Raw genomic sequence first — 24,283 nt, 5'->3', positions numbered from 1 at the left:
TATTAATGGTTTTATTTGATTTCTTCATATTCAATTTCATCATTTATCTGCTTATGATTTTTGGTGGAAACCGAACAGCTTCTTCCTGAACAGCATCCGATATTCAGCAATGGCATCACTGTAAAAATCACTCCTGTAATTATCAGAAACCATATCCCTGATCTTACTGCTTCAAAGGTTAGGAATATTCCCATTGCCAACCGCAGAAGTCTTACAAAGTTCCAGTTTTTAAATAGATTGTGAAACATTTTTTGATTTTTTATTTTACTGAAGATTTTATTCCTGCTTAAAATCAACCTAGATTTTTGATTTTCTGCATCGTTTTTACCACATTTTCTAAACTTCCGCCATTCACCACATTGGAAATGCCATTTTTTTCCAGTATACCTTTTGCCATGGCACTCCTGTTTCCGCTTCTGCAGAATACAATAATCTGGTTTTTGTTTGTAAACTTTGAAATCTGATTTTTAATTTCGTTCAGAGGAATATTTCCTGCACCTTCTGCACTTCCTGAAGCGAATTCGGAGTGAGTTCTCACGTCGACCAGAAAAGGATTGTTCTTCAATGCATTTTCCAGTGCGGAGTTATCTTTTTTGCCAAATAATATGGATAGTAAGTTCATTTTTAAAATATTTTCTGAACAAATTTCAGGATTTAAAAATGGCTTTACTGCTACTTTTGTTACATAAGTATTTTTCTAAATTAATCTGAAAAAAGATTGACGAAAAAAAAGCCACAGACTCCGAAGAACTGTGACCAGAAAAAATAGATTTAACGGGAAAATTATTTTGATGATGATAAAATTATGCCGTTTCTTCTATCGTCTGTTCTTTCTTTTTAAATTTCTGAAACAGGAAAATATTCCATAGAATCATTTCATAACCGTAGACCGTATCTTCAATCGGAATCGTCAAAATTCTGATTCCCAGAAAATGTTCAGGATTGTAATTTACAATCGGAGAATCCAGTCCTGTTCCGGTAAGAATTCCGTTTACCCCTAAAAAACCGGGCATCAGAATCAGATAAATAAAAGAAGCTTTGCCGATCCATCTTGCGTTTAATATGAAATACAGTACAAAAAGACTGATTGCCGTTGTTAAAAACGTCATAAAAGGATAAATTCTGTCGTTGCAGTACAATGCAAGAATAACCAAAGTAAGGATGGAAAAAATAACAAATATTTTCTCCATTTCCGGTTTCCAGTCGAGCCTGAAGAATTTATCCAGACAGAAGTAGGTGAAAATACACGAAAACGGAATGCAGATGAAGAATAAGATTTCTTCAATCGGCAGATTTACAATTCTGAGTCCCAGAAGATATTTATCATTAAACCACCACACTCCTATTTTGGTAAACCAGATGTCCCAAACGATAAAAAACAGGGCTACAATAGAGGAAGCAAGGATAAATGCCTTAAAATGCCTGTTGAATTTTATCTTATGATGGAAGGAAAAAATAAAACAGACGATAACCGTAAAAAAATTGATTAACAGATACGTATATTGAAGCATTTTCAGGTAGTTTGTTTTTTAAAATACATTTTGAAGTACTTTACCGGAACCCAAAGAAATCCGAAACACTCCCCTCTTTCTTTTCCTGTATGCTTATGATGCTGCTTGTGCGCTCTTCTGATCGCCAAAAGGTATGGATTCTGGGTATTTCGCAGAATTTTAAAACGCTGATGAATGAAAATATCATGAACGAAAAAGTAAGCCATTCCGTACAGGGCAATTCCGACTCCGATGTAAAACCAGTGATTGAAATTCTGCATGGTTCCGTAATACATCAGAATAATGGTGGGAACAGCGAAAATAACGAAGAAATAATCGTTTTTTTCCAATGGTCCGTCGTTGCTGTGATCATGATGATCTTTGTGAAGTGACCACAAAAAACCATGCATTACATATTTATGAATGATCCACGTCATTCCTTCCATAATGAAGAAAGTGGCTGCTACAATCAGAAAATTCATTATTTCGTGGTATTTTTGTTAAACATATCTTCCAAAATTCGGTATCGGTACGTGAAAATATCTTCCACTTTCTTCTTTACCAGAATGCTGTGTGCAATTTCTCCCAAAAATCCCAAAGGCAATTCGTAATCCACAGTATCTTTCATAAAAATACCATTTTCATTGGGAATAAACTCGTGATGATGATGCCACAGCTTATAAGGTCCCTGTTCCTGAAAATCCGTAAAACTCTTCTGATAATCTACCTGAATAATTTTCGTTCTCCACTTCATTTTTATTCCGAACAAAGGAGAAACGTAATAATCGATGTTCATTCCTTCGTAGATTTCGTCGTTTTCCATTTTGGTGCGGACAACAAAGTTCATCTCTTTAGGAGTAATTTTGGAAAGATTGTTTGCCGAAGAAAAAAATTTCCATGCGGTTTCGATATCACAATTCAGCTGCTGCTCTCTGTATAGTCTGTGTCTCATTATTAAGGGTATAAAGTAAATGTATCTACAAAAAAGAAGTTTTATATTGTACGTAACTGCTCATCATTAAAGAAAGCTTTCTTCCGTTGGATATTCTTATTCTCTGGTTGATAATTTTGGCAGCGGATGTTTTTTTAATCTTTCTGAAAAGCGAAATATAATATCTGTACGCCAGATAAACGCCGAATCTTGAGGATGGAGGAAGCTTTCTGATTCCTTCCAGCGAAATTTTGAATTCTTCTTCAATTTCTTTTTCAATCTGGGCTTTTACTGCATTATCAAAGTATGAAATATCAACATTCGGAAAGTAAGAACGGCCTAAAATCTGATAATCATCTTTCATATCGCGAAGGAAATTCACTTTCTGAAAAGCCGATCCTAAAGTCATAGCATATGGTTTCAGCCTTTCAAATTCATCAATATTTCCTTCTGTAAAAATATGAAGACACATTAATCCTACGACTTCCGCAGAACCCAGAATATATTCTTTGTACAAATCTGAATTATAATCAATTTTCTGAAGATCCATTTCCATACTTTTCAGAAACTGATGAATCAGCGCATGATCGATTTTATATTGATGAACGGTTTCCTGAAAAGAATGAAGCACCGGATTCAGGGAAATTTTATCTTCCAAAGCACAGAATGTTTCTTCTTTATATTTTGAAAGAAGCTTCTGCTTATCGTGATCATGAAAACTGTCTACGATTTCATCGGCTAAACGCACATAACCGTAGATGGCATAGATCGGATTTCGGATTTTCGGAGAAAGCGCCATAATTCCTAAAGAAAAGCTGGTGCTGTACTGTCTGGTCGTTTCCCTGCTTATTTTGTAAGACAGGTCATCAAAAAGTTTTTTCATAGTTAATTCAATTTAATTGCTTCTCTGGCGACTATTTTACCTGATATAATGGACGGAGGAACACCGGGTCCCGGAACCGTTAGCTGACCTGTGTAAAGAAGGTTTTTTACTTTCTTATTTTTTACAGATGGTTTTAAAACTGCAGTTTGTGATAAGGTGTTGGCAAGACCGTATGCATTGCCTTTGTATGCATTATAATCTTTCTTAAAATCTTCTACGCAATAACTTCTTTTATACTCTAATTTAGCAATAAGATCCGAAGTTCCGGTATGTTTCTCCAGTCTTGAGATCATTTCAAGGAAATATTTTTCTCTCATTTCTTCAGAATCTTCAATTCCGGGTGCTACAGGCATCAGAAGAAATACGTTTTCTCCGTTTTCCGGTGCGGTATCTTTATCTGTTTTAGAAGGGCAGCAAGCGTAGAACAATGGTTTGGTAGGCCATTTTTTATCTTCGTAAATTTCGTTTGTATGAAGTTCAAGATCGTTTTCAAAAAATAAAGTGTGATGGATAAGATTAGGAATTTTTTCGTTAAAACCTAAATAATAGATAAGACATGAAGGAGCAAAAACTCTTTTTTCCCAGTATTTTTCATCATAATTTCTGTGAGATTCTGGTAATAAGGTTTCGGTATGCTGATAATCTGATGAAGCTATGATTGTGTCGAATCTTAATTCCTCACCATTTATTTTCAGACCAACGGCTTTGTTATTTTCAAGAATAATTTTTTCTACATTGGAGTTGAAATGGAAGTGCACTCCGTTTTCGGAAGCGATCTGCATCATTGCCTGAGTAACTTTCGCAAATCCGCCCATCGGATACCATGTTCCCAGCTTATAACCGCCGTAATTCATCAGACTATACAAAGCGGGAATATCTTTTGGTGCTGCTCCCAAGAATATTACGGGAAATTCCATGAGCATAATAAGCTTAGGATTTTTGAAATATTTTCTTACAAAACGCTGAAAATTGGTCAATAAATCTAATTTTAAAGCGCTTTTTGCAATTTTTGGAGAAACAAATTCAAACCATGAATGGCAGGGTTTGTTTACGAAATCTTTCATGCCGACTTCATATTTATACTGTGCGTCGTTCATGAATTCATCAAGCTTCTCTCCTGCCCCTTTTTCAATACTTTCGAAAAGGCTTTTCATTTCTTCATAATTTTCCGGAATTCCCATTACTCCGTCTGAAAAAACCATTTCAAACTGAGGATTTAAAGGAATAAGATCGTAGAAATCCGAAGATTTCCTTCCGAAGTCATTAAAAAAAGCTTCTATAATATCGGGCATCCAATACCAGCTTGGTCCCATATCGAAAACGTAACCATTATCTGTGGTAAACTGTCTGGCTCTTCCTCCCACATCACCGTTTTTCTCATAAACATGTACTTCGTATCCATCTTTAGATAAATAAGAAGCTGCCGACAAGCCGGAAAATCCTGAACCGATAATTGCTACTTTTTTGCTCATAGTTTTAGTTTTTAAAAGTGTATTCCTTAAACACCGTATTAATCAGATCTTTGCTGTCGATATTTCTGGAAAATATCGGGTGGTGAAAACGATCAAGCTTGTTCAGAATACGTATAAGTTCCATTTTTTCTGTATGATTTAGGTTTCCTGCAACAATATTTGTGGCATTGCGGATCTTCTCCATCTGCTTTTCCAGGGCAATTATTCCTTTTTCTGAAATGCTGATGTACTTACTCCGTTTATCGTCATCAGATTCGGTCTGTTCGATCCAACCCTGTTTTAATAATCTGGTAATAATAAGCATTCCCGCAGGTTTTTCCTGAATATTTTTTTTAATAAGCTCTGTTTTGGTCATTCTTCCGTAAGCTCTTAAATTAATCAGGTATATAAATTCTTCCTGTGTAGAAAATTCGGAATCGGCTATTGCAGATTTAGAATAAGTTTTTGCATATCTGTTGAGATGAACCAAAAGTGTATTAATAGCACTTTCAGGAGTTCTCCCGCTTTCTTTTCCTTCCCAATAGGGTTCAGTCTGCTTATCCTTATTTTTAGAAGACTCTTTATCAAATATCCAGGATTTAAATCCATGAAGATCTTTAGAATATAAATTTCCGGAATTTTCTGTTTCAAATTCTTCTAATAATCCTATTATGTCTTTAATCAAAGAATATTCCATTTTGTAAAAATTAGTATACAAATATACTATTTAATTTAAATTAATAAATATTTATACACTTAAATATTTTTCATTACCTTTAAAAATTATTAGATCTGGGTATGAAAAATAATTCTGATGCGGAAAAAGCAGTTTCTGTTGATTCTAAAAAGTATATTGATGATTATCTGCATTCCTGTGTAAAAAAAGAATTCGGATTGGATATCTTTTTTGGTGAAGAATATGAAATAATGCGGAATATTGTTTCCAATAAATCTATGATTGTCCCTACATTTTCCGATTCCATTATAGAAAATACCAAACTTCATGCTTTTCTGAAAGCTCATATTGCACACCTCAACAAGAAAATGTTTGCTTCTGAGATTTTCTAGAAACAACAATTGAAAACACTAAACTTATGAAAGGCGTTCTGAAAATTTCAGAATGCCTTATTTATTTCCAACCCCAAAATTCCCGATGTAAAACATCTCAATTCTGCATTGTTTATCTCCTGAAACAGTTCAGAAAAATCCCAATTCAATTTTTCAAAAAGATAAAACAAAACAGAAAGACAAAAGCTCAATTATGTTAAGTTTAAAAAATAAATAACTGAAATTCAACATATTAAAATAAAATAGATACACAATAGATAGGCTGTTTTTGTTTTTGAACAGGTTTGTTTGCGTTCCTTTGAACCAGAAAACATAATCAGTTCCAATTGTCCCGTTTTATTTATCCATCTGCAAAAAACTTTTTTAAAATGAAAAAAGTTTTTACTGTTTTTATATTACTGCTTGTTCAGTTCTGTCCTTCTCAGATTTTCGTATCAGAAGGAACATATATTTATGCAGAAAAAGAATCATTATTCGACTCAGTTATAACAAAAGTTCCGATAGATCATAAATTATCTGTTAAAATTTCGTCTGAAAAAAACAGCAAAAAAAGTCTCAGGGAAAGAAGAACAAAACACAAAAGTATTTCAGGAAAACTTGATTCGGCAAATAAAAGTACAGCAGGAAAAAAAATAGAAAAGAAAGAATCTACCGAGGTAAATTTTAAAGATTTCCCCAATATAAACAATCACTTTCAAACAACTAAGAGAAACAATTACGCTGTAACATCTACGCCGGTTTTTAAAGTTATAGACATAGCTGTAACAAAATATCTTGTAAACCAAGATTATGATTACAGTGAAGTAAAAATTTTAAATTCAAAAATTTTTCATTTTTTCTCTCAACCAGCCAACGTATGCTTTTCTGTAAGACCGCCTCCTGCTCTTTCAGTTTAAATGAAAAAACAATCTGATGAAATATTTTGGTCATCATAACCAATAAATAAAATTTTTAAAATAATGAAATTCTTTACCATTTTTTATAGAAAATATCAAAAATTCAGCTTTGCTCTATTTTTGATGTTATTGCTTTTAAGCACCGTTAACAGCCTGAAAGCAGCGACTATACCTGTTACGAATACAAATGATTCAGGTACAGGATCACTAAGACAGGCAATTATTAATGCTAATGCGACGGCTGCATCAGACGATATTACATTTAATATCCCGGGAGCTGGTGTAAAAACAATTGTTCTTGCCAGTTTTTTGCCCAATATTACAAATCCCGTGAATATTCGTGGGTATTCTCAGCCCGGTGCGGGTACAGGAGCAATAGGCAGCAGAACTATTTTAATTGAAATAAATGCCGGAAACCTCTCTCTCGTAACACTGGGAGTATTGGAATTTGAATCCTCTGCCGGAAATTCATCTGTAAGTGGTTTGGCAATATACAATACCAGAAACTCCAGTCAGCCTTGTATTGGTATATACAGCGGAACCTCCAATTTTCATATTTGGGGAAATTATTTCGGATTATTCGCCAATGGAACGGCAACATCAGGAACAACGTTAAGGAGCACCGCTATCCATTTAGGCTTTAATGGTACACGCGCAACCATGTCAAATATTGTCTTTGGCACAAATGGAGACGGCGTTGATGACAATATTGAAGGGAATGTTATTGCAAATGTTACCACTGGTGATGCTATTACATTAAATAACAACCCCGGTTCAGTTTCGGTTACCTATAACAATTTAAGAATTTCCGGAAATTATATTGGTTTACTGCCAGATGGTACTACATCATCCCGTATAGGTTCTGCTCTTGGGAGTAACGGAGCCGGTATATTTGCTCAAAGAATCATTGGGAATAACTTTATTATCGGTACCGATGGTAATGGTATATCAGATGCTTTAGAGCGAAATATTATTTCCAACTGTAGTTTATATGGCATCAACTTAGAAGGTGTTTCCAATGTCGCTATAGCAGGTAATTATATTGGTACAGATAAATCGGGAACACTAGCCAGACCCAATGGTCTAAATGGAGACGATACCGTTAGCTGGCCCGGAGTATATATCCAACAGAATGCCTCTAATTTTATATCCGAAAACATCGTGATTGGTTTCGATGATACGAAACACACTGCTGCTGTAGCCGCAGATGTAAGAAATATAATTTCTGGCAACTATGGCAGAGGATTCGGAACCACTTCGAACAATACTACAGATGCTGCTTTGCGAACCAGAAATATTGTGGTTGCCGGAAACTACATCGGTGTAGATGTCACAGGAAATATAGCTTTGCCCAATGGACAATTTGGTGGTACAATTACAGCTAATGCTGCTGCCGGTGGTAATTTTTCAAGAACAATCAATTCCAGAATAGGTACAGACAGCGATAATGTTTTTGATGATTTAGAAAGAAATGTTATTTCCGGGAATATCGGAAATGGGGTTTATATTCTTTCGGCTTCTTTAGTGGCTGATAACAATATCATTATGGGTAATTATATTGGTGTAGGTGCCGATGGAGTAACTCCATTGGGTAACGGCGGTTCGGGTGTTCTTTTAAGTGCAAGCGGAACAGGCTCTGTTGCAAATACAGTCATTGGTTCTAATGATGATGGGATAAGAGACAATATTGAAGCAAATATCATTGCAAATAACGGACGCTCCGCTACCTTAGCTACGAGAGGAGGAGTTAATGTTTCTGGAAACGCAACCCAAAACAGAATTTCCAGAAATATATTTTATAACAATGGCGGTTTACCAATTGATTTAAATAACGATGGTGTTTCTCCGAATGACGGGGCAACTACAGCCAATCAGCCTAACTTATTATTAGATTATCCGGTAATTACAAGCTACAGCATTACTTCTTCAACCACACTAAGTGTTTCAGGATATGTAAGCATCTGTAATGGGAACGAATCAACGGCAGGAGGAGATATTGCAGGTAATAAAACCATTCAGTTCTATAAAGTTGCAGATGACGGAGACCAAAACGGAGCAATTACAGGCGGTGCGTGTTCCAGAGTAGCCAATCACGGTGAAGGCATCCAGTATTTAGGAAGCATCAGCGGAGTGGTTAATGCTTTTAGCAATCAGACTTTAACATTGGTATCTGGTGCTACATTTTCTTCGGGAGATAAATTGGTTGCTATTGCCATAGATACAAACGGAAATACATCTGAATTTGGAGCAACGGCAATAATTGCAGATTTAGCGGTAACAAAAACGGTAAATAATCCAACAGCAGGAGTAGGAAGTAATGTCACCTTCACTATTACCGCAAGCAATGTGGGTCCTGATTCCGCAAGTAATGTTGTTGTAAATGATATTTTACCTTCCGGTTATACTTTCGTAAGTGCCACACCTTCTGTAGGAACATGGACTGCTCCGAACTGGACGATCGGCAATCTGGCAAACGGAGCCAGTGCTACACTTACAATAGCAGCTACTGTAAAAGCAGATGGAATATATTCAAATACAGCAGCTATCAGCGGAACAGCCACACAGGCAGATCCGGTTTTGGCTAACAATTCTTCTACTGTTACAGTAACTCCCGACAGCGATGGAGATTCTATTCCTGACAGTACCGATTTGGATGATGATAATGACGGTATTCCGGATATTAATGAAGATTGTCTGGGTTTCCGCGCCCAGAATACTTCTGGAGCATGGTTAGGTTTTACAACCTCTAATCTAACGGTAAATATGCCCGGAGCAACTACTCAATCCACGGTTCAGAATCTGAATGACGGACAGGTAAATTTCTGGATCAATCAGCAAGGTGGACAAACAAGAAGAGCTAAACTTGGTGATGCTGGTTTTACTTATACCTTCTCTACACCAGTAAGAGCATCAGAAATAGGATTTTATTTCTTTGATTTAGACCCCGACAATCTGAGTCCCAATGTTGTTTATACTTTTCAGATTAACGGAAATCAGCCTAATGGAATCCTAGTTCCTGCAACTGGTTCTAACTTGGGTAATTATAATACAGCTACAGGTATTTATAATGCGACCTCCGGTCCTAATGACCAGTTTATGATACTCAAGGGGATTGGTGACACTTTAGTAAGCTCTTTTACAGTAACCAGTACCGGTATGGATAGTGCGGAACTTGTTGCTTATTCTTTATTTGCGTATAGGGTTTGTGATACTGATAGTGACGGAATTCCCAATAGACTAGACTTAGATTCCGATGCAGACGGCTGTTCTGATGCAGGCGAAGGAGGAGCCGATATTGCCAATTCTGAACTGGTAACTGCAGGAGGATCGCTCAGCGGAGGAAGCACATCGGTAAACCAAAATCTCTGTGCTTCTGCAACCTGCGTAAGTACAGGAGGAATTAATATTGGTCTTCCGCAATTTTCATCATTACCGACAGGGTACAGCAATACGACCGGACAAAGCATCGGAAGTTCTCAGAATGCACTGATAAACGGATGTGTTTGCTATGAAGATCCCACTTTAGCAGCAGGACAAACCTATCCTGTAAAGCAGGGAATTACCATTTTGGGGAGAGCCGGAGGAAGCAGTACAAGCTGGCCGATGATCAGAAATTCAGCGTATACTGCGCTTGAAGCCAAAACAAAAGGTTTTGTAATCACAAGAAATTCAAGCCCTGAAACTACGATTGCCATTCCGGTTGTGGGAATGATGGTTTTCGATACCGATGAAAATGCCGGAGCAGGATGTATGAAAATTTATACAGGAGCCGGAGCCGGCGAAGGCTGGAAATGTTTCAGCACACAAGGATGTCCTTAATTCACTCATTTTTTGCAACCGTTTAAATGATGATTTATCCGGTTGCTTTTATTATCGTTTTTATTAATTTAAATTTTAAACAATGAAAAAGACCGCAATTATATTATTCGTTTTCATGTTCGGAGAAGTTTTTTCGCAGGTAAGGATAGGATCGGCAAATTCTGTAGGAAATGTCAGCAGTACTTCTGTTCTGTTAGAATTCGGGACAGATAACGACAAAGGGATTATTCTTCCTTATACGGAAACCGTACCTTCGGGAGCCAATAATTCTAAAGGAGGAACTTTTATTTTTGATGTTTCTTCAAATGCAGAATATAAAGTAAAAGTAAAAAATGAAAATACGGGCTGGACAGATTTAAGCATCCGTTCCGGCTACTCCACTGCCATAGAAAATACGGTAAAAACACCACAGGCATTACCTTTAAATGACTTCAACGGAGCAAGGGCAATTATCGGAAATTCAGGCACATCTACGGACGGTGTTCTGGTATTGGATTCTCCCAACAAAGCGTTGGTTTTGCCAATAGTAACTAATTTTAACAATATTAAGAATCCGTCTCCGGGAATGATGGCATTTCTTAAACATCCGACTGATGCATCGAAACATCGCCTTATTATTTTCAACGGGCAGAAATGGACGTTCTGGAAACCCTGAGAAGAAATATCGTATTTTTTATCATAAATGTAAGTCCGTTTTAAAAATTCTTAAAGCGGACTTTTTGTAAGTAACGGGGTAATGAAATATTTAAAATACTGAATATAAAAAACTTATAAAAAAGTAGTATCATGATAGATCGCTGTTTTTTTTCTTATCTAAAAATGTTGCTCTTATTTTGATCATTGAATTAAAAATTAACACAACTTGAACTTTAAAAATATTCATATCGGCTCGCTCATCAATCAGAGGATTATCGAGACGAATACAGATCTTACAAGAATTTGCAATTTCATGAATACGACAGAAAATGAAATTGAAAAGATGCTGATTTCCGAAAGCATAGATTCCGGAACCCTTTTGAAATGGTCTAAACTTCTGGAATATGATTTTTTCAGGATTTACAGCCAGCATCTGATCCTATACTCCCCTCCCACTTCCTCCGGATCCGATTTAATAAAAAAAAGAACGCTGAAGTCTCATCTTCCTTCTTTTCGTAAAAATATCTATACCAAAGAAATCATAGATTTTATACTGGAACAGATTAATTCCGGCGAGTACACAAAATCGGAGGTTATCGAAAAATACGGCATCCCAAAGACCACGCTTTATAAATGGTTTAATAAGTATGAAAACCAGAAAACGAAAGATGACTTATCTAAATAAATTATAAAAAATTGTAATCATGTATTGTTTAGATCTGTACAAAAATTTGTTTACAATTTTAAATAAAAAAGCTAAGGAAAATCGTTAAAAACAGTTTACTTATGAAAAAAGAATTAAAACCTAATTATAAACTCATTTTTTCCGACATTCTCGATAAAAAATATCCGGAAAAAAGAAAAGACTGCAGCGAAATACTCAATAAAAAATCTCTTACGACTTTTGATATCATTCATCTTAACCATATAATTTTCGGTAAAAATGAACAGAACAAAGACTTTAACCAAAAACACCGGTCATATAAAAAATCGGATATCAGGAAGATTGTTGAGCATCAAAAAAAATACAATATGAGCAATATAGAAACCTCCCTGAAGTTTAAAATAAGCCGAAACACCATCTACAAATGGAAGAAACTTTACAAAATAAAAAATGCTTATCCGCAGACATTATTATCAGAAAGTAAAGACGTTTAAAAATTAAATTATTAAAAATCAACACATTAATAAAAATAGATACAAGATAGGCAACTGTATTTTTTGACATTACCACCCTCATCCGCTTTCTTTGCGCATCCAAATGAAAGGAGGTAAAAACACACATGAACACTAAGACGGCATAAAACTTTTTTCAGTTTTGAAAAAAGTTTTTGCTGTTTATCCTTCAGATTTCTGATCAAAAAAAATTACACAAAAACAGTTTGTATGAAAAAATTATGTATTTCTTTTTTAGCTTTAATTTATTCCCATGCACATTCTCAGGTAGGAATTAATACCGTTAATCCACTGGCAAATTTCCATATTGATGCAGGGAAAGACAATCCTTCATCGGGAAGCGCTTTAAGTACCTCGCAACAGAAAAATGATGTTGCTATTCTTACCAACGGTAATCTGGGAATCGGAACCACAAAACCTTTAACAAAACTAGATATCAGCAGCGGAACTGTGCTTTCACCCCAAGACGGTTTTATGCTTAAAGACGGTACAGAAGGAAGAGGAAAAGTGCTGGTTTCGGATGACAATGGCTCTGCACACTGGCTTTTGTACCCTGCACAAAAAATTTATCGTGGCGTGATGGGAGCGGGAGTTGATATTGATATCAGCAGTACAAGCTTTTCATTCAATCCATCCAATTACAATGCAGGATTTTATCAGACCGGTTCGTACATTGATCTTCCCCCCGGAAAATGGCGGGTGAAAATGGATCTCGTTATTCCTTATACTGCAGATGCGAATTCCACGATGAATCAGGATGAATGGTTTTGGCTGAGAACTACCCTTTCGGACAACGGCACAAGTAATCCGGCAAGTCCGTCCGTTGATCTGGTAGACAACAGCCGATGGGCAAGTGAAGTTTTTCAGGGTCCGGGTTCTGCTGTTTCCGGAGGAAATAAATTTGCTATGATTAACGGAAACCTCATCATCAACAATCCTTCCGCAAACATGAAAAGGTATTATCTTTTAGCAGGAGGTTTTACCCGTTCTAATCTTCATATTCCAGGAATTCTGCAAAATATGGGCGGAGCAATATGGAAGGATAATAAAATCACAGCTTACGCTATAGAACAAGATTAACAAACAAATAACCTATGAAAAAAATAGTTGTCATTATTTCGATGATCATCTTAAACTCCGCCTATTCTCAGGTAGGAATCAATACTCAAAATCCGCGTGGTATTTTCCACATCGACGGAAATAAAAATAATCCTTCAACCGGAGATCCGTCTGCTTCGCAGCAAAAAGATGACTTTATTGTTTTATCTTCCGGAAACGTAGGAATAGGGACTGCCACACCCAGCAGAAAATTAGAAATAAACTCCAGAGGAACGGCTGGTAATCCGATAGACGGTTTCAGACTTACAGACGGGCGACAAGCTAAAAACAAAGCACTGATATCGGATGAAAACGGTTCCGCGCACTGGGAATATATTGCTCTGAAATCATACAAAGGAAATATTGCAGACGGTTTTGATCTGTCTTTGAATAATTCTTCTTATAATTTTAATTCTTCTGATCTTTCCACAGGGTTCTATGCGACAACTTCATACATAGATCTGGCTCCCGGAAACTGGCAGGTAAATATATCTTTATTGCTTGCTTATGATAATATTTCCGGAACAAGCACTCTTACAAGAGACGACTGGTTCTGGACCAGAGTAACATTAACGGACGCACCAGTTTCTGCAAAAGGTTCGGGTCCTTATGCTCCAACCGCAGATCTTGACGAAACAAAATTTTTAGGAAATATTTTTAACGGTCCGGCTCCAACGGGTGGAGTTCCCAAATATGCGATGATAAACGGAGCCTTAATGCTTAATAATTCCAGCAGTACCACCAAAAGGTACTACATCATCATAGGTGGTGTTACCAGATCTTCGGCGGGACTTCCGGGAAGGCTGAAAAATGTCGGCGGAATGTGGGGAGAAAATGTAATCAGTGCCTTCGCAGTTCAATAGAAATCAAATCGTTCCCCAAAGGAATATCTTATAGGCAGATTATTAAATCTGTCTATTTTTTAAATTATTATTGATCATATTTTAAAATTTTAATTAATTTTAGTAACGCGATTGTACCTTTATGAATCTGAAGAAAGCACTATTTATTTTTTTTATTTTATTTTTTTCTAATATTGCTTTTGGACAAAAATCTAAGGAGCAACTGGATTCTCTTTATCTCCAATTAAATGTTCTCCGTGCAGAAGGTAAATTTAAAGAGGCAATCGTTCTTTGCAAGGAATTAATCTCCGGTTATGAATCTATTAAGGATGATAAAGCTTCCGTGAAAGGATATATTTTCATCGCAAACACTTACAGCAACCTTTATAACACAAAAGAAAGTCTGCGCTATCTGGATATTGCCGCAGCCAAAAGTGAAAACCTTAATGACGATGAACTCCAGATACGGATAAACGGAGAATATGGAAGATGTTATCACAATTTAGGATTTTATACACTGGCACTGAACCATTATAAAAAAGCAATACATCAGGCGCAAAAGAATAAAAGGAAAAAGGATCTGGAATATCTGTATGGATTAAGATCTGTAATCTATGAGCATCAGAAAGATTACAAAAATATGTATGCCGATCTTCTTAAAGCTCATCTTGCATCACCTACAACGTATACATCGTCCCGACTGGCAAAATATTATATTTCTCTGGATAAAAATATGGATTCGGCGAGGTATTATCTGGAAGCAGGCGAGAAATACAGTTCATCTAAAATGCTGCCCATATTTCAGAGGTCTGTACTGGATAGAAACTGGGGAAGATATTATCTGGAAAAAGGAGATTACAAAACAGCGGTTTCCTATCTTGAAAAATCTATTTCCATTTCAGAAAAGCTGAACAAGCCACAGGATATTATGGAGACGCAAAAAATATTAGCTCAGGCTTACAAGCTGATGAACGAATATAAAAAAGCATCCGAAAATTTTGAGAACTACTCTGCAATCCATGACAGCCTTTCTGTTGAAAAACAAAAAATCTACGATCTTCCCGTAAAGAAAATTATCCGGGAAAAGGATCTTAAAAATCAAAAATCACACACTACACTGTATGTCATTTTAATGATTACCATTATATTATTTATAATCATATACATTTATACGCTTAAAAAATATAATTCTAAAAAACGAGAAAACAGTGCATTGCTTACCATAAAGGAAGAGGAAAATTTGCAGCTTCAGCAAAAAGTAAATGAATCGTTCGAAAATATTGTTCAGTTGGCAAAAAGCAACAGTCCTGAGTTTTTTACCCGCTTTCAGGAAGTGTATCCCGAAGTAATTAATGAGCTTCTGAAAATCGATCCGAAATTAAGAGTTTCAGAACTTACGCTTTGTGCCTATATTTATTTGGGATTCAATGCAAAAGATATTGCAACCTACACTTTCAGAACAATAAGTACAGTACGGAACAGAAAGCATAATCTGAGAACCAAACTGAATATTCCTACCGAAGAAACTACGGAATTATGGTTTAAAAATCTTGGAAAGAGGCTATACTAACACATAGATTTCATGCATTATCAAAACTAAAAATTCCACAGACTTTTGATGAGCTAAACAGAAAAATAAATGGTTTGAAAAAACAAGGGTATAAATAATGTTATTCGAAATCCAGTAATCCATCAGCAAGAATCTTCCACTGCATTTTTCCAAAGCCGAAAATTCCGCCAAAGGCTATTAAAAAATTTCTTATTTTATCCCAGAACGGCACTTTAAAATTCGGACTTTCATTTCTTCCGTATATTCCTGATTTTAAGAAATTTCCTTCTTTGGAAATCACCATATTGGATGTTGCCGAAGCGGTATAAAAATGTTCAATATAACCTTTCGGCTTGTTGGGCTCTTTAGACGGTCTGCACATCATCATATAAGATTCGCTTCGTTCTGTATCTGTATGCGTGAGGTGTAGTATTTCAACCCAGTCATACCCTTCAGCCTGAAGCATTCCGGGACCTGGAATATCAATTCTAATAAAATCTCCTTTTTTGGGAAAGCGGTCTACAAAATCTCCGGAAGCATCAAAATGTTTAAAATCTGTGGAAGCATTACCACAGTATTCTTTCCATCTGTTGATGGCAAAAAACCGTTCTTTCAGAATTGCAAATTTTGAATCTATTTCTACAATTCCAAACTGTTTTGTACTTTCTGTGTCGTGGAATCCGCCTTTTTTCTGTATCGGAACTCCCAGAATCTGTTTCGGCTTCATCTCTATTTATTGTTTGGTGGTTTGTTACAAATTTACCATTGAATCCTGCCTATGATTATGAGTAGGATCATACTGCAAGTACTGTTCATTGATAAAAATTTTGTTTATCCGTTATTAATCATGATGCTTAATTTTAACGAAAAGTTTAAAAGAGTTCTTGACTACAAACTGTTTTTTAATTTCGCAACTGCTTTTGATTCAGCAAAGAACACAAAGATTTTTTAATAATGAAAAATTGCAGACAACTACAATGAGTTTATAAGCTTAAAATAAAAAACTATTCTCAGAGATTAATCAATAGGGATTCTGAGAATAGTCTTTATGAATTTTTGTATCAGAAATTATTTACTTAACGGCTGATTTTGCTTTTTCAGCTTCCATTAAATGATGTTCTAAAGTAGGAAGCGTATTGCTTGCAAAAGATTTCAGTGATGCTTCCGAGCCGGCTGAAGCTTCTTTTTTAAACACCGCAATGTCTTCTTTATGATCGCTTACCATAAGATCGGTGTAAGCTTTATCGAAATCTTTTCCTTTTTTGGCTTTCAGATCGTCATACATTTTCTGTTGGTCTGCATCCATGGCTGTCGGTAAAGTATATTCTACCGTCATTGCCCATTTTTTTAGCTCGTCATTGGCTTTACTGTGGTCTTTTACCATCATTTCTCCCAATGATTTTACAACAGTGCTTTCAGCATTCATTGCAGCAAGCTTTCCTACCATTACTTCCATCATTCCTCCTTTTGCTGCGGCATCGGCAAACATTTTATCCTGATCGCTCAGAGATGTTTTTGTAGTTGCATCGGATGGTGCTGCAGCAGTAGCAGAATCGTTGCTCATCATTCCGGAATCTGCAGGAGCCGTCATTGCTGTGCTGTCTGCAGAACTGTTAACATTCGTAGTTTCATTTTTTTTACAGGCTACCATTGCAGCGATGGCAAGAATACCTAAAATTGAATTTTTCATAATATTAATATGTTTAGTGGTTTAATTTGTATTTGATTTAATTATCCGTTATTAATTATACTGCTCTTACCAAGCAAATTCCGCAGAGTTTTTGTTACTACTAAATGTTTTTAAGTTCACAAAGGCGTTTCACTTATCAAAAGAACTCAAGGTTTTTCAGTTACGATAAATTACGGACAATCATCTCTGACTTTTAAGCTGTAACAATTTGTCTGCCAAAATTTTAAAGTATTTCAAGATATTAAAAAACAGATACCACAATGATAAGTCAGCAAAAAGGCTTTTATAAATGTGGTTAAATAATAAACGATCAGAAACTGTTGATTTCAGTCTGCGAAGGATACGTTGGAATCTGCTGTTTCAGTTCAAACTTAAATTCCGGAAAATTCTTTAGGGTAAAGTTATAATCGATGTGTTTTTCGGAAAGAAACTCTTTGATGGTTATGATAAGATTCTGGATCATCCAAACCTGAAAAGAATATTTTTGATCTGAAAAATGATCTATTTTTTTTAAAACATTAACGAAAGTCTGCTGTACGATTTCTTCTGCAAGGTCTTTTGAAGAAACAGATTGTAGAGCGAGACCATACAGAATGCATCCGTAAGTTCTATAGAGCTTTTCAAATCCCTTTTGCCTGTTTTTCCTTATCAAAGTACACAAGGCAACATCTGAGCAGATTTTGGTATTCAATTTTGTCATTGGTGGTTGATCTATTGTATTGAATAAAAATATTCTTCACATCATCCGTCATCAGAAACTTAAAAATAATAGGAACAGAACATCACCTCAACTGACAAATTTCTTCAACTCTATAAATAAAATTTTACAATTCCTTTCTAAATGATCAGATAAATTGTACTATACAAATGCTATGCTAGAAATTATATGTTTGGGAAATTAATGAGATTAAAATTTGAAATTTTTTAAAAATATTACTTGAAAACATAATACAAATATGATAAATCATTGATTAAATTTTATCGATTTTGCTAAAATATTTATATTATTTATTGATAAAAGTTAAAAAAGAAAAGGCTGCCTGAAAAGACAGCCTGACTATTTAAGATTAAGACTAAAAATCTTTATCATTATTGTCTAAACCTTACTTTGCAAAAAACAAATCTGCCTCAGCGTTTCTTCTTCTCACTAAACCTGCAAGAACTTTTCCGCCCGCTGTAGTATATTTTGTGGTAAACCAGTTTCTGATGGATTCCGCGTCTGATTTTTTATTAATTAACGAAAACAATGTATCGGAACCTCCTGTATTGTAGGTGTGCGAAACAAGCGCATCGAACTGGTTTTGTGTAAGCTGAATTTTTATTTTTCCGAGAACAATTTTCTCATAGGTCGGCAAGACTGATGCAAACAGTTCGGCTCCTTTTTCCTTTGTGATCGGCAAATCTTTCATCGTCACTTTTTTACCTCCCGGATAATAGGTGTTTCCGTAACCGATTGTCGGAATTCCGGCAGAATCCAGATAAGGTTTTGCACTGAAACCTTCGAATGATAAAATGAGCTGTATTCCTTTTGGTGATGTTTTCATTTTTTAAAATATTTGTAAGTGAAAAATGCCAGTATTAAAATTCCTGTAGCAATTGCGATCACAATCCACGCTCCCGCCTGAAGTCCATTCACTTTAATCTTTTTTGTTTCTTCAGAAGTTTTAAGTTCAGACTCTTTGTTTACTTCTTTGGAGAAAGTTTTCTGATCTGTATTCTGAATAAGCTGTACAGATTCTTTCTTCATTACCTCCAATTTTTTACTGTCGGATTTCACATAATGATTATCGATTAAATATTCTGCGTTTCCCACGATCGAAATACTCTGAATGGTGTCTTTGCCGACAATATTATGGTAAACAAAAGGACTGGACGGATCAGATTTACCTTTGATTAATATTTCTCCGGACTGTTCGTTCTTTCGGTCGTTTGAAAGCGTTTCTGAAGAACTATTCTGTGCTGACTGCTGACTTTGTGAATTCAGAGAATCTATTTTTACTTTTTCCGATTCCTGTTTTTTTTCTTCGTAATTAGTGATCACTTTATTTTTAGTTCTACACCCAAAAGCAATGCTGATTAAAGCAATCAACAGTAAAGTTTTTGCATTCATGATTTTGGTATTTAAAGTTCAAATTTTTAAGAGAATATTTTATCCTCTTTTAAATATTCTTTCCTGATACTTTCCAGCAGCATTTCTGAATTTGCTCTGTAACCGGGCTCTTCCGATGAAATTACTTTTAAGCAAACATCCTGAATGATGTTCATGATATTGGATCCTGTAAGTTCATATCTTCTGGAAATCTGCTCCAGATTAATATCTCCAAGATCTAATTGCTGCGGCAGATTGTGCTGCCAGATGCGCAGACGTTCTTCATATCCGGGATTATTGAATTTTATACAGCTATGGAAACGTCTCGTAAAGGCTTTATCCATATTGTTTTTGAAGTTGGATGCCAGAATGATAAGTCCCGAAAAAGTTTCTATTCTCTGTAACAGATAAGAAACTTCCTGATTGGCATATTTGTCATGCGCATCACGAACACTGGTTCTTTTCCCGAAAATAGCATCTGCCTCATCAAAAAACAGGATCCAGTTTTTGTTTTCCGCCTTATCGAATAATTTAGCCAGATGTTTCTCTGTTTCCCCGATATATTTTGAAACCAGCATGGAAACATCCACTCTGAAAACGGGACGTCCGGTGTATTTTCCCAGAAGACTTGCTGCAAGTGTTTTTCCGGTTCCGGGATCTCCGTAAAACAGTACCCTGAAACCTGGTTTAAGCTTTTTCTGCATTCCCCAGTCTTCCATAAGAATCCTGCTGCTGCTGTACCAAGCTTCAATCCCCTGAAGCTCATCCAAAGTATCTTGAGGAAGGATTAAATCTTCCCATGTTCTGCTTGTATGAAGCTGCTCTGCCGGGAAATCGTTACTCATTTTAGGAAGCAGTTCTGCTCCGAACATTAAAGCCTCAAAAGCATCCTGATGAATGTTTAGCTGGCTGTTTATGGACGTGCTTTCCTGTCCTGAAAAAACAATAAGTTCTTCTCTTACAAGTGTTGAATTCTGACTAAAATTATCTAATACCTTCAGTCTCTGCTGAATATTTTCTCCACCTAAAATATACTGTAATGACTGAATCGTGGGATTAAAAAGTCTGCCATTTTCATTAACCGAACAAAAATCGAATAATGAACCGGCAGGAAATTCCAGATAAATCTTTTTCAGCAAGGAAGGTTCCAGTCTTGGCAGCAAAGCCATTAAAAGGATAATAATTTCCTCATGCGTGAGCTTTTTTTCCAGAATATAATTTCCCAAATGAAAGTTTTTGTAATCGTATGGATTAAATTCGGGAGCAGTAGTGAAATCATCTTCCGGATGATTGAGACGCCAAGTAATAACGCTTTCTAAATGGGTGAATAAATGTTGTAGTTGTGTTGACTCCATCAGTTTTTAATTCTTTTTTTGTTCATAATTTAAATTTTAGATTTTCTGTTTGCTTAATCGTAAACATAGATCTCAATAAATCCGTACTGTTCTTCAAAATCAACAGGAGATTTATCGGTTACATCAAATATATTGAGGCTTACATGGTCTTCTGATCCTCTGAAAGAATAACAATCCACATGATTTTTTGTATATAGCGCATTTATCCTGGCATTAATCCAGACTTTATTTTCCGTAAAGGCTCCGGACATTTTTCCTATAAATTTACCCGAGTCTACACGATCCCACTCTATGTTTCCTATTGTGTTTTCAAGTACTATGAAGTTTGGATCAAAAGTTCCCCTATTATTGTTTAATAATGCCCTGTAGATTTTATAACCATTTCCCGTAATATTTTTTACTTTTTCTTCTACCCACTTTTTCTGTACAAAAGAATTTTCTGTATAATGATCTCCATAATAGTTCTGACCGACAATACCGGGACCTTCACTTGGAGCCCCCACATCTATTCTGTCCAGCCATTGGGTAAGATTGATATATTTATCTGATCCCTGAGATAATGAAATCTGCATTGGACTTGATAATATCTGAGTCCTGTCGCCCATCAGATCGCCTGAAAAAATGGTAGTGAATCCGTCTGAAACAGAAATATTGGCAACTCCACTTTTAATAGCCCCTCCTCCATCTGTTGAAAATTCAATTTCTCCTGTTACAGGTTTTCCCGGTAAAGTTCCCGATAGGGGAATAGAATCTACCTTATCGATCCATCCAAACTGCCCGGAAGAGTTCCCAACGAATATTTTCTTATAAGATGCATCTCCTGCAGGAATATAGGACGGATTAATAGAAAACGTACCATTGAACTTCACCCATCTCTGGAGAAAATCTCCTGTAATTAAAGCCATACCGAGGGTTCCCTGCTGAAAGCTTCCAAACACACCTTCTGAAGTGTTGTTGTATCCTGTCATGGTATTATTGGAGTGGATAATAAGCTTATTAGATAAAGCTCCGTCATTATGACCTGCCCCAACTCCGATCAGAATATTATTCTGTCCTGTAACTCCCTGTCCTGATGATGCCCCAATAATAATATTACGATCTCCTAAAGTAGTGGTATTAGATGCTTTGTAGCCGATAAGTGTATTAAGGTTTCCGGTAGTCACATTATATCCAGATGCCGTTCCTACTAAAGTATTCTTAAATCCTGAAGTTACTTTAAATCCGGTTTCTTCTCCTATCATTACATTATAGTTTCCCGACACTGCATTCTGACCGGCAACAACTCCCACAAAAGTATTAAACGAGCCGGTTGTAAGCTCTTGCCCCGCTGCGGCACCAAAAGCAATATTGTTATTTCCTGTGGTTACTTTTGATAGACAATTGTAGCCAAATGTATGATTGTAAAATCCAGTATGATTAGGATTAATATTGCCCCAGAAAAAGGAATAAGTTGCTGGATTCACTCCAATATTGGCATAAGTACGTTCGGAACCATCCAGAAAAGTAATAGGTTTCGGGGAGTATGCATCTCTGCTCACAACAGAAGCAAGTGTTTCATCTGCTAAGGTTTCTGTTGTTGTAACTCCTGATGCTCTCTTAATGTAAAATTTCCCATCCGTAAGAGGTTTGTCTATTTTTTTATTTAGTTCACCCTGAAGTCCTTCTACCATTCCGATGGTGACATTCGAGATTCCTGTAGGCAGATAATTATATTTATTGTTTTTTACACCGCCTTTAAAAAGGTAAAGTGAAAAGTTTCCGGCTGAATCCGGAATTGCAATAAAATCGTTCTCCTGAAATTCGTAAGATGCAGAATGATCTGCAAATAAAGAAATATCAGTTTCAACAGCTTCGATCAGCGAGGTTAAACCTAAAGCTTCGATTTTTTCTGCCAGAATTTTTTGATCTTTATCTACAAAATCACTCAAAAGCATATATTTTGTATCGCTTTGCTGTTTTGTATAAACATTTCCCGTATTATTTGCGTCATCAATAGTTGCTGTATTTTCAGGCTGTTCTCCAACCCCTAATGCTGTTTTCCAAGCCTGAAGATTATTGCTGTCTAAATTTGCAGCATCTTTTGCAGCTAAATAACTGATATGGGAATCCGGATTTGAGAGGTGTGTTTCAAAAGCACTTTTATCGGCTTTATTTTGTAACTGATGATCGAGACCTTCAATTTTGCTTGTCGGTACAGAATCATTTTTATGCCAAAATGAAGACCAAGATGCCTTAAATTCCTCCTGGGTAGGAATATCTCCTGTCTGGAAATAAGTTAATATGGTATCTAATGGTGTTGGTATAAACATGGAAGTTATTATTTTTATTTTGTGTTTCGATGTAAGTAATTTGAATAAATCGGTAAAACTTTTAAAAAGTTTCGCCGATTTATCCTTCATGATGATTAGTTAAAAAACTCGGCTGAATAGAAAAGAAGGTATTCTCCAATCCTTACAGATCTATTGTATCTCAATGATTTTGGGAACAAACCCATTCATCTCCATTAGAGTAATGAAGAGTTTTTAGTGATAAAATGGTAAGGATTGAATAGGTTAAAATTTGCCGCTGATGTTTAGGCTATTTTATTTTTCTGATTTTCTCGATAATTCTTTTCAGAGCTGGTTGATGGTTTAAAGCTAAAACTTTTCCCATAAGTATATAAAGTGTTACCTTGATTTCTGAAAATAATTAATGTAAGAATTTTTTATGAGATCTGATCGAGTAATGAATCTTTAACGGTAGTTCCGTTTGGTAAAATATGGTTAAGAATACCTGTTATTTCCTGATTATTTTCATTGGTAACAGCTTGTTGTAATTCATCCGATCCATTCTCAATAAAGCTATTCAAAAGATTTCTTGTAATTCCCGATTGCTGATAATTTGAATAATAATTAAAAAGAGAATCGATATATTCTTTTACTCCTAATCTTAATCCGGATTCCTTCAGATAATCAATCATTCGTTTACGTCTTTTAATAATGATTTCCGCACTTTCCGAGACAGAGAGAGGAACATAGACTCGTTTGACAAGCACCGGGTTTCCGTAGATATCAAACCATTTAATCAGAATATTTAATCCTTTTAAAAATCCATTTTCATCCAGTTCATCAGAAAAGGTTTTCTCAATTGCCAGATTCGTCTGTTCTTTGTCTAAATAGTAACCGGTACTGGTTTTTCTTCCTTTTTCATAAGTGGGTTCCCCTTTAACGATTCCATTAAGAATGGTGATATCTTTTGCCATTAGCTCAAAAGGCGTAAGATCCTTAAGATGCTGATTTTGTTCAAATATTTTTAGTTTCATTAGGATACG

At 35.7% G+C, this 24,283-nt stretch carries 25 protein-coding genes; 9 read left to right on the top strand and 16 right to left on the bottom strand.

Annotated features, from left to right (window positions below):
* Positions 1-11: 11 nt before the first annotated feature.
* From BW951_RS16525 to BW951_RS16490, 8 genes are all read right to left on the bottom strand, one after another.
* Entirely contained in the window at positions 12-248 is a 237-nt protein-coding gene (locus BW951_RS16525) for a hypothetical protein (RefSeq protein ID WP_076394903.1), read from the bottom strand.
* A 44-nt stretch (positions 249-292) separates the two neighbouring features.
* Positions 293-622, bottom strand: coding sequence for a rhodanese-like domain-containing protein (locus BW951_RS16520; protein WP_084196468.1), 330 nt, complete (start codon positions 620-622; stop codon positions 293-295).
* 181 nt (positions 623-803) lie between these two features.
* A complete protein-coding gene (locus BW951_RS16515; RefSeq protein ID WP_076394899.1) occupies positions 804-1,511 on the bottom strand; it encodes a lycopene cyclase domain-containing protein in 708 nt (235 codons plus the stop codon).
* A gap of 2 nt (positions 1,512-1,513) precedes the next feature.
* Positions 1,514-1,972 (bottom strand): sterol desaturase family protein, encoded by a 459-nt coding sequence (locus BW951_RS16510; protein WP_076394897.1) that lies wholly within the window; start codon positions 1,970-1,972, stop codon positions 1,514-1,516.
* Positions 1,972-2,442, bottom strand: a complete 471-nt coding sequence (locus BW951_RS16505) for an SRPBCC family protein (RefSeq protein WP_076394895.1) — start codon at positions 2,440-2,442, stop codon at positions 1,972-1,974. Before BW951_RS16505 ends, BW951_RS16510 begins: the two co-directional genes overlap by 1 nt.
* 25 nt (positions 2,443-2,467) lie before the next feature.
* Positions 2,468-3,304, bottom strand: a complete 837-nt coding sequence (locus tag BW951_RS16500; protein WP_076394892.1) for a phytoene/squalene synthase family protein — start codon at positions 3,302-3,304, stop codon at positions 2,468-2,470.
* Between the two features lie 2 nt (positions 3,305-3,306).
* Positions 3,307-4,776: a phytoene desaturase family protein gene (locus tag BW951_RS16495; protein ID WP_076394890.1), complete on the bottom strand. Its 1,470-nt coding sequence runs from the start codon at positions 4,774-4,776 to the stop codon at positions 3,307-3,309.
* Positions 4,777-4,780: 4 nt separating this feature from the next.
* Positions 4,781-5,452, bottom strand: a complete 672-nt coding sequence (locus BW951_RS16490) for a MarR family winged helix-turn-helix transcriptional regulator (protein WP_076394888.1) — start codon at positions 5,450-5,452, stop codon at positions 4,781-4,783.
* Between the two features lie 101 nt (positions 5,453-5,553).
* Here BW951_RS16490 and BW951_RS16485 point away from each other — a divergent pair, with 101 nt between their 5' ends.
* From BW951_RS16485 to BW951_RS16440, 9 genes are all read left to right on the top strand, one after another.
* On the top strand, positions 5,554-5,823 hold the full coding sequence (locus tag BW951_RS16485) for a hypothetical protein (RefSeq protein ID WP_076394886.1): 270 nt from the start codon (positions 5,554-5,556) through the stop codon (positions 5,821-5,823).
* Between the two features lie 368 nt (positions 5,824-6,191).
* A complete protein-coding gene (locus BW951_RS16480) occupies positions 6,192-6,719 on the top strand; it encodes a hypothetical protein (RefSeq protein ID WP_139326191.1) in 528 nt (175 codons plus the stop codon).
* Between the two features lie 63 nt (positions 6,720-6,782).
* Entirely contained in the window at positions 6,783-10,538 is a 3,756-nt protein-coding gene (locus BW951_RS22415) for a DUF11 domain-containing protein (RefSeq protein WP_084196467.1), read from the top strand.
* Positions 10,539-10,620: 82 nt separating this feature from the next.
* Positions 10,621-11,193 (top strand): hypothetical protein, encoded by a 573-nt coding sequence (locus tag BW951_RS16465; protein ID WP_076394882.1) that lies wholly within the window; start codon positions 10,621-10,623, stop codon positions 11,191-11,193.
* Positions 11,194-11,400: 207 nt separating this feature from the next.
* Positions 11,401-11,859 (top strand): transposase, encoded by a 459-nt coding sequence (locus BW951_RS16460; RefSeq protein WP_076394880.1) that lies wholly within the window; start codon positions 11,401-11,403, stop codon positions 11,857-11,859.
* 101 nt (positions 11,860-11,960) lie between these two features.
* On the top strand, positions 11,961-12,332 hold the full coding sequence (locus BW951_RS16455; protein WP_076394878.1) for a hypothetical protein: 372 nt from the start codon (positions 11,961-11,963) through the stop codon (positions 12,330-12,332).
* A 228-nt stretch (positions 12,333-12,560) separates the two neighbouring features.
* Positions 12,561-13,430, top strand: coding sequence for a hypothetical protein (locus tag BW951_RS16450; RefSeq protein ID WP_076394876.1), 870 nt, complete (start codon positions 12,561-12,563; stop codon positions 13,428-13,430).
* A gap of 14 nt (positions 13,431-13,444) precedes the next feature.
* On the top strand, positions 13,445-14,311 hold the full coding sequence (locus BW951_RS16445) for a hypothetical protein (RefSeq protein ID WP_139326190.1): 867 nt from the start codon (positions 13,445-13,447) through the stop codon (positions 14,309-14,311).
* A gap of 121 nt (positions 14,312-14,432) precedes the next feature.
* Positions 14,433-15,860 carry a tetratricopeptide repeat protein gene (locus tag BW951_RS16440; protein WP_076394873.1) on the top strand — a complete coding sequence of 476 codons (1,428 nt, stop codon included), beginning with the start codon at positions 14,433-14,435 and terminating at the stop codon, positions 15,858-15,860.
* A gap of 100 nt (positions 15,861-15,960) precedes the next feature.
* On the opposite strand, the gene BW951_RS16435 is transcribed toward BW951_RS16440, so the two are convergent.
* From BW951_RS16435 to BW951_RS16400, 8 genes are all read right to left on the bottom strand, one after another.
* A complete protein-coding gene (locus BW951_RS16435; protein ID WP_076394871.1) occupies positions 15,961-16,566 on the bottom strand; it encodes a hypothetical protein in 606 nt (201 codons plus the stop codon).
* 345 nt (positions 16,567-16,911) lie between these two features.
* Positions 16,912-17,529: a DUF4142 domain-containing protein gene (locus tag BW951_RS16430; protein WP_076394869.1), complete on the bottom strand. Its 618-nt coding sequence runs from the start codon at positions 17,527-17,529 to the stop codon at positions 16,912-16,914.
* Positions 17,530-17,839: 310 nt separating this feature from the next.
* A complete protein-coding gene (locus BW951_RS16425; protein ID WP_076394867.1) occupies positions 17,840-18,229 on the bottom strand; it encodes an RNA polymerase sigma factor in 390 nt (129 codons plus the stop codon).
* Positions 18,230-18,632: 403 nt separating this feature from the next.
* Positions 18,633-19,073, bottom strand: coding sequence for a lysozyme (locus tag BW951_RS16420; protein WP_076394865.1), 441 nt, complete (start codon positions 19,071-19,073; stop codon positions 18,633-18,635).
* On the bottom strand, positions 19,070-19,639 hold the full coding sequence (locus BW951_RS16415) for a hypothetical protein (RefSeq protein ID WP_076394863.1): 570 nt from the start codon (positions 19,637-19,639) through the stop codon (positions 19,070-19,072). Before BW951_RS16415 ends, BW951_RS16420 begins: the two co-directional genes overlap by 4 nt.
* A gap of 26 nt (positions 19,640-19,665) precedes the next feature.
* On the bottom strand, positions 19,666-20,973 hold the full coding sequence (locus BW951_RS16410) for an ATP-binding protein (protein ID WP_076394861.1): 1,308 nt from the start codon (positions 20,971-20,973) through the stop codon (positions 19,666-19,668).
* 53 nt (positions 20,974-21,026) lie between these two features.
* The gene (locus BW951_RS16405; RefSeq protein ID WP_139326189.1) at positions 21,027-23,282 is read right to left on the bottom strand and encodes a hypothetical protein; all 2,256 of its coding nucleotides are present in this window, start codon (positions 23,280-23,282) and stop codon (positions 21,027-21,029) included.
* Between the two features lie 395 nt (positions 23,283-23,677).
* The gene (locus BW951_RS16400; RefSeq protein ID WP_076394857.1) at positions 23,678-24,274 is read right to left on the bottom strand and encodes a hypothetical protein; all 597 of its coding nucleotides are present in this window, start codon (positions 24,272-24,274) and stop codon (positions 23,678-23,680) included.
* Positions 24,275-24,283: the final 9 nt, after the last annotated feature.

Origin of the sequence: Chryseobacterium gambrini (genome assembly GCF_900156825.1) — a bacterium.
Classification (GTDB): Bacteria; Bacteroidota; Bacteroidia; order Flavobacteriales; family Weeksellaceae; genus Chryseobacterium; species Chryseobacterium gambrini.
This window is presented reverse-complemented; position numbering and strand designations above follow the sequence as displayed.

Bases quoted from the DNA above. Each gene is read 5' to 3' on its own strand.
- BW951_RS16525 (WP_076394903.1), bottom strand. From the start codon at position 248: ATGTTTCACAATCTATTTAAAAACTGGAACTTTGTAAGACTTCTGCGG.
- BW951_RS16520 (WP_084196468.1), bottom strand. From the start codon at position 622: ATGAACTTACTATCCATATTATTTGGCAAAAAAGATAACTCCGCACTG.
- BW951_RS16515 (WP_076394899.1), bottom strand. From the start codon at position 1,511: ATGCTTCAATATACGTATCTGTTAATCAATTTTTTTACGGTTATCGTC.
- BW951_RS16510 (WP_076394897.1), bottom strand. From the start codon at position 1,972: ATGAATTTTCTGATTGTAGCAGCCACTTTCTTCATTATGGAAGGAATG.
- BW951_RS16505 (WP_076394895.1), bottom strand. From the start codon at position 2,442: ATGAGACACAGACTATACAGAGAGCAGCAGCTGAATTGTGATATCGAA.
- BW951_RS16500 (WP_076394892.1), bottom strand. From the start codon at position 3,304: ATGAAAAAACTTTTTGATGACCTGTCTTACAAAATAAGCAGGGAAACG.
- BW951_RS16495 (WP_076394890.1), bottom strand. From the start codon at position 4,776: ATGAGCAAAAAAGTAGCAATTATCGGTTCAGGATTTTCCGGCTTGTCG.
- BW951_RS16490 (WP_076394888.1), bottom strand. From the start codon at position 5,452: ATGGAATATTCTTTGATTAAAGACATAATAGGATTATTAGAAGAATTT.
- BW951_RS16485 (WP_076394886.1), top strand. From the start codon at position 5,554: ATGAAAAATAATTCTGATGCGGAAAAAGCAGTTTCTGTTGATTCTAAA.
- BW951_RS16480 (WP_139326191.1), top strand. From the start codon at position 6,192: ATGAAAAAAGTTTTTACTGTTTTTATATTACTGCTTGTTCAGTTCTGT.
- BW951_RS22415 (WP_084196467.1), top strand. From the start codon at position 6,783: ATGAAATTCTTTACCATTTTTTATAGAAAATATCAAAAATTCAGCTTT.
- BW951_RS16465 (WP_076394882.1), top strand. From the start codon at position 10,621: ATGAAAAAGACCGCAATTATATTATTCGTTTTCATGTTCGGAGAAGTT.
- BW951_RS16455 (WP_076394878.1), top strand. From the start codon at position 11,961: ATGAAAAAAGAATTAAAACCTAATTATAAACTCATTTTTTCCGACATT.
- BW951_RS16450 (WP_076394876.1), top strand. From the start codon at position 12,561: ATGAAAAAATTATGTATTTCTTTTTTAGCTTTAATTTATTCCCATGCA.
- BW951_RS16445 (WP_139326190.1), top strand. From the start codon at position 13,445: ATGAAAAAAATAGTTGTCATTATTTCGATGATCATCTTAAACTCCGCC.
- BW951_RS16440 (WP_076394873.1), top strand. From the start codon at position 14,433: ATGAATCTGAAGAAAGCACTATTTATTTTTTTTATTTTATTTTTTTCT.
- BW951_RS16435 (WP_076394871.1), bottom strand. From the start codon at position 16,566: ATGAAGCCGAAACAGATTCTGGGAGTTCCGATACAGAAAAAAGGCGGA.
- BW951_RS16430 (WP_076394869.1), bottom strand. From the start codon at position 17,529: ATGAAAAATTCAATTTTAGGTATTCTTGCCATCGCTGCAATGGTAGCC.
- BW951_RS16425 (WP_076394867.1), bottom strand. From the start codon at position 18,229: ATGACAAAATTGAATACCAAAATCTGCTCAGATGTTGCCTTGTGTACT.
- BW951_RS16420 (WP_076394865.1), bottom strand. From the start codon at position 19,073: ATGAAAACATCACCAAAAGGAATACAGCTCATTTTATCATTCGAAGGT.
- BW951_RS16415 (WP_076394863.1), bottom strand. From the start codon at position 19,639: ATGAATGCAAAAACTTTACTGTTGATTGCTTTAATCAGCATTGCTTTT.
- BW951_RS16410 (WP_076394861.1), bottom strand. From the start codon at position 20,973: ATGGAGTCAACACAACTACAACATTTATTCACCCATTTAGAAAGCGTT.
- BW951_RS16405 (WP_139326189.1), bottom strand. From the start codon at position 23,282: ATGTTTATACCAACACCATTAGATACCATATTAACTTATTTCCAGACA.
- BW951_RS16400 (WP_076394857.1), bottom strand. From the start codon at position 24,274: ATGAAACTAAAAATATTTGAACAAAATCAGCATCTTAAGGATCTTACG.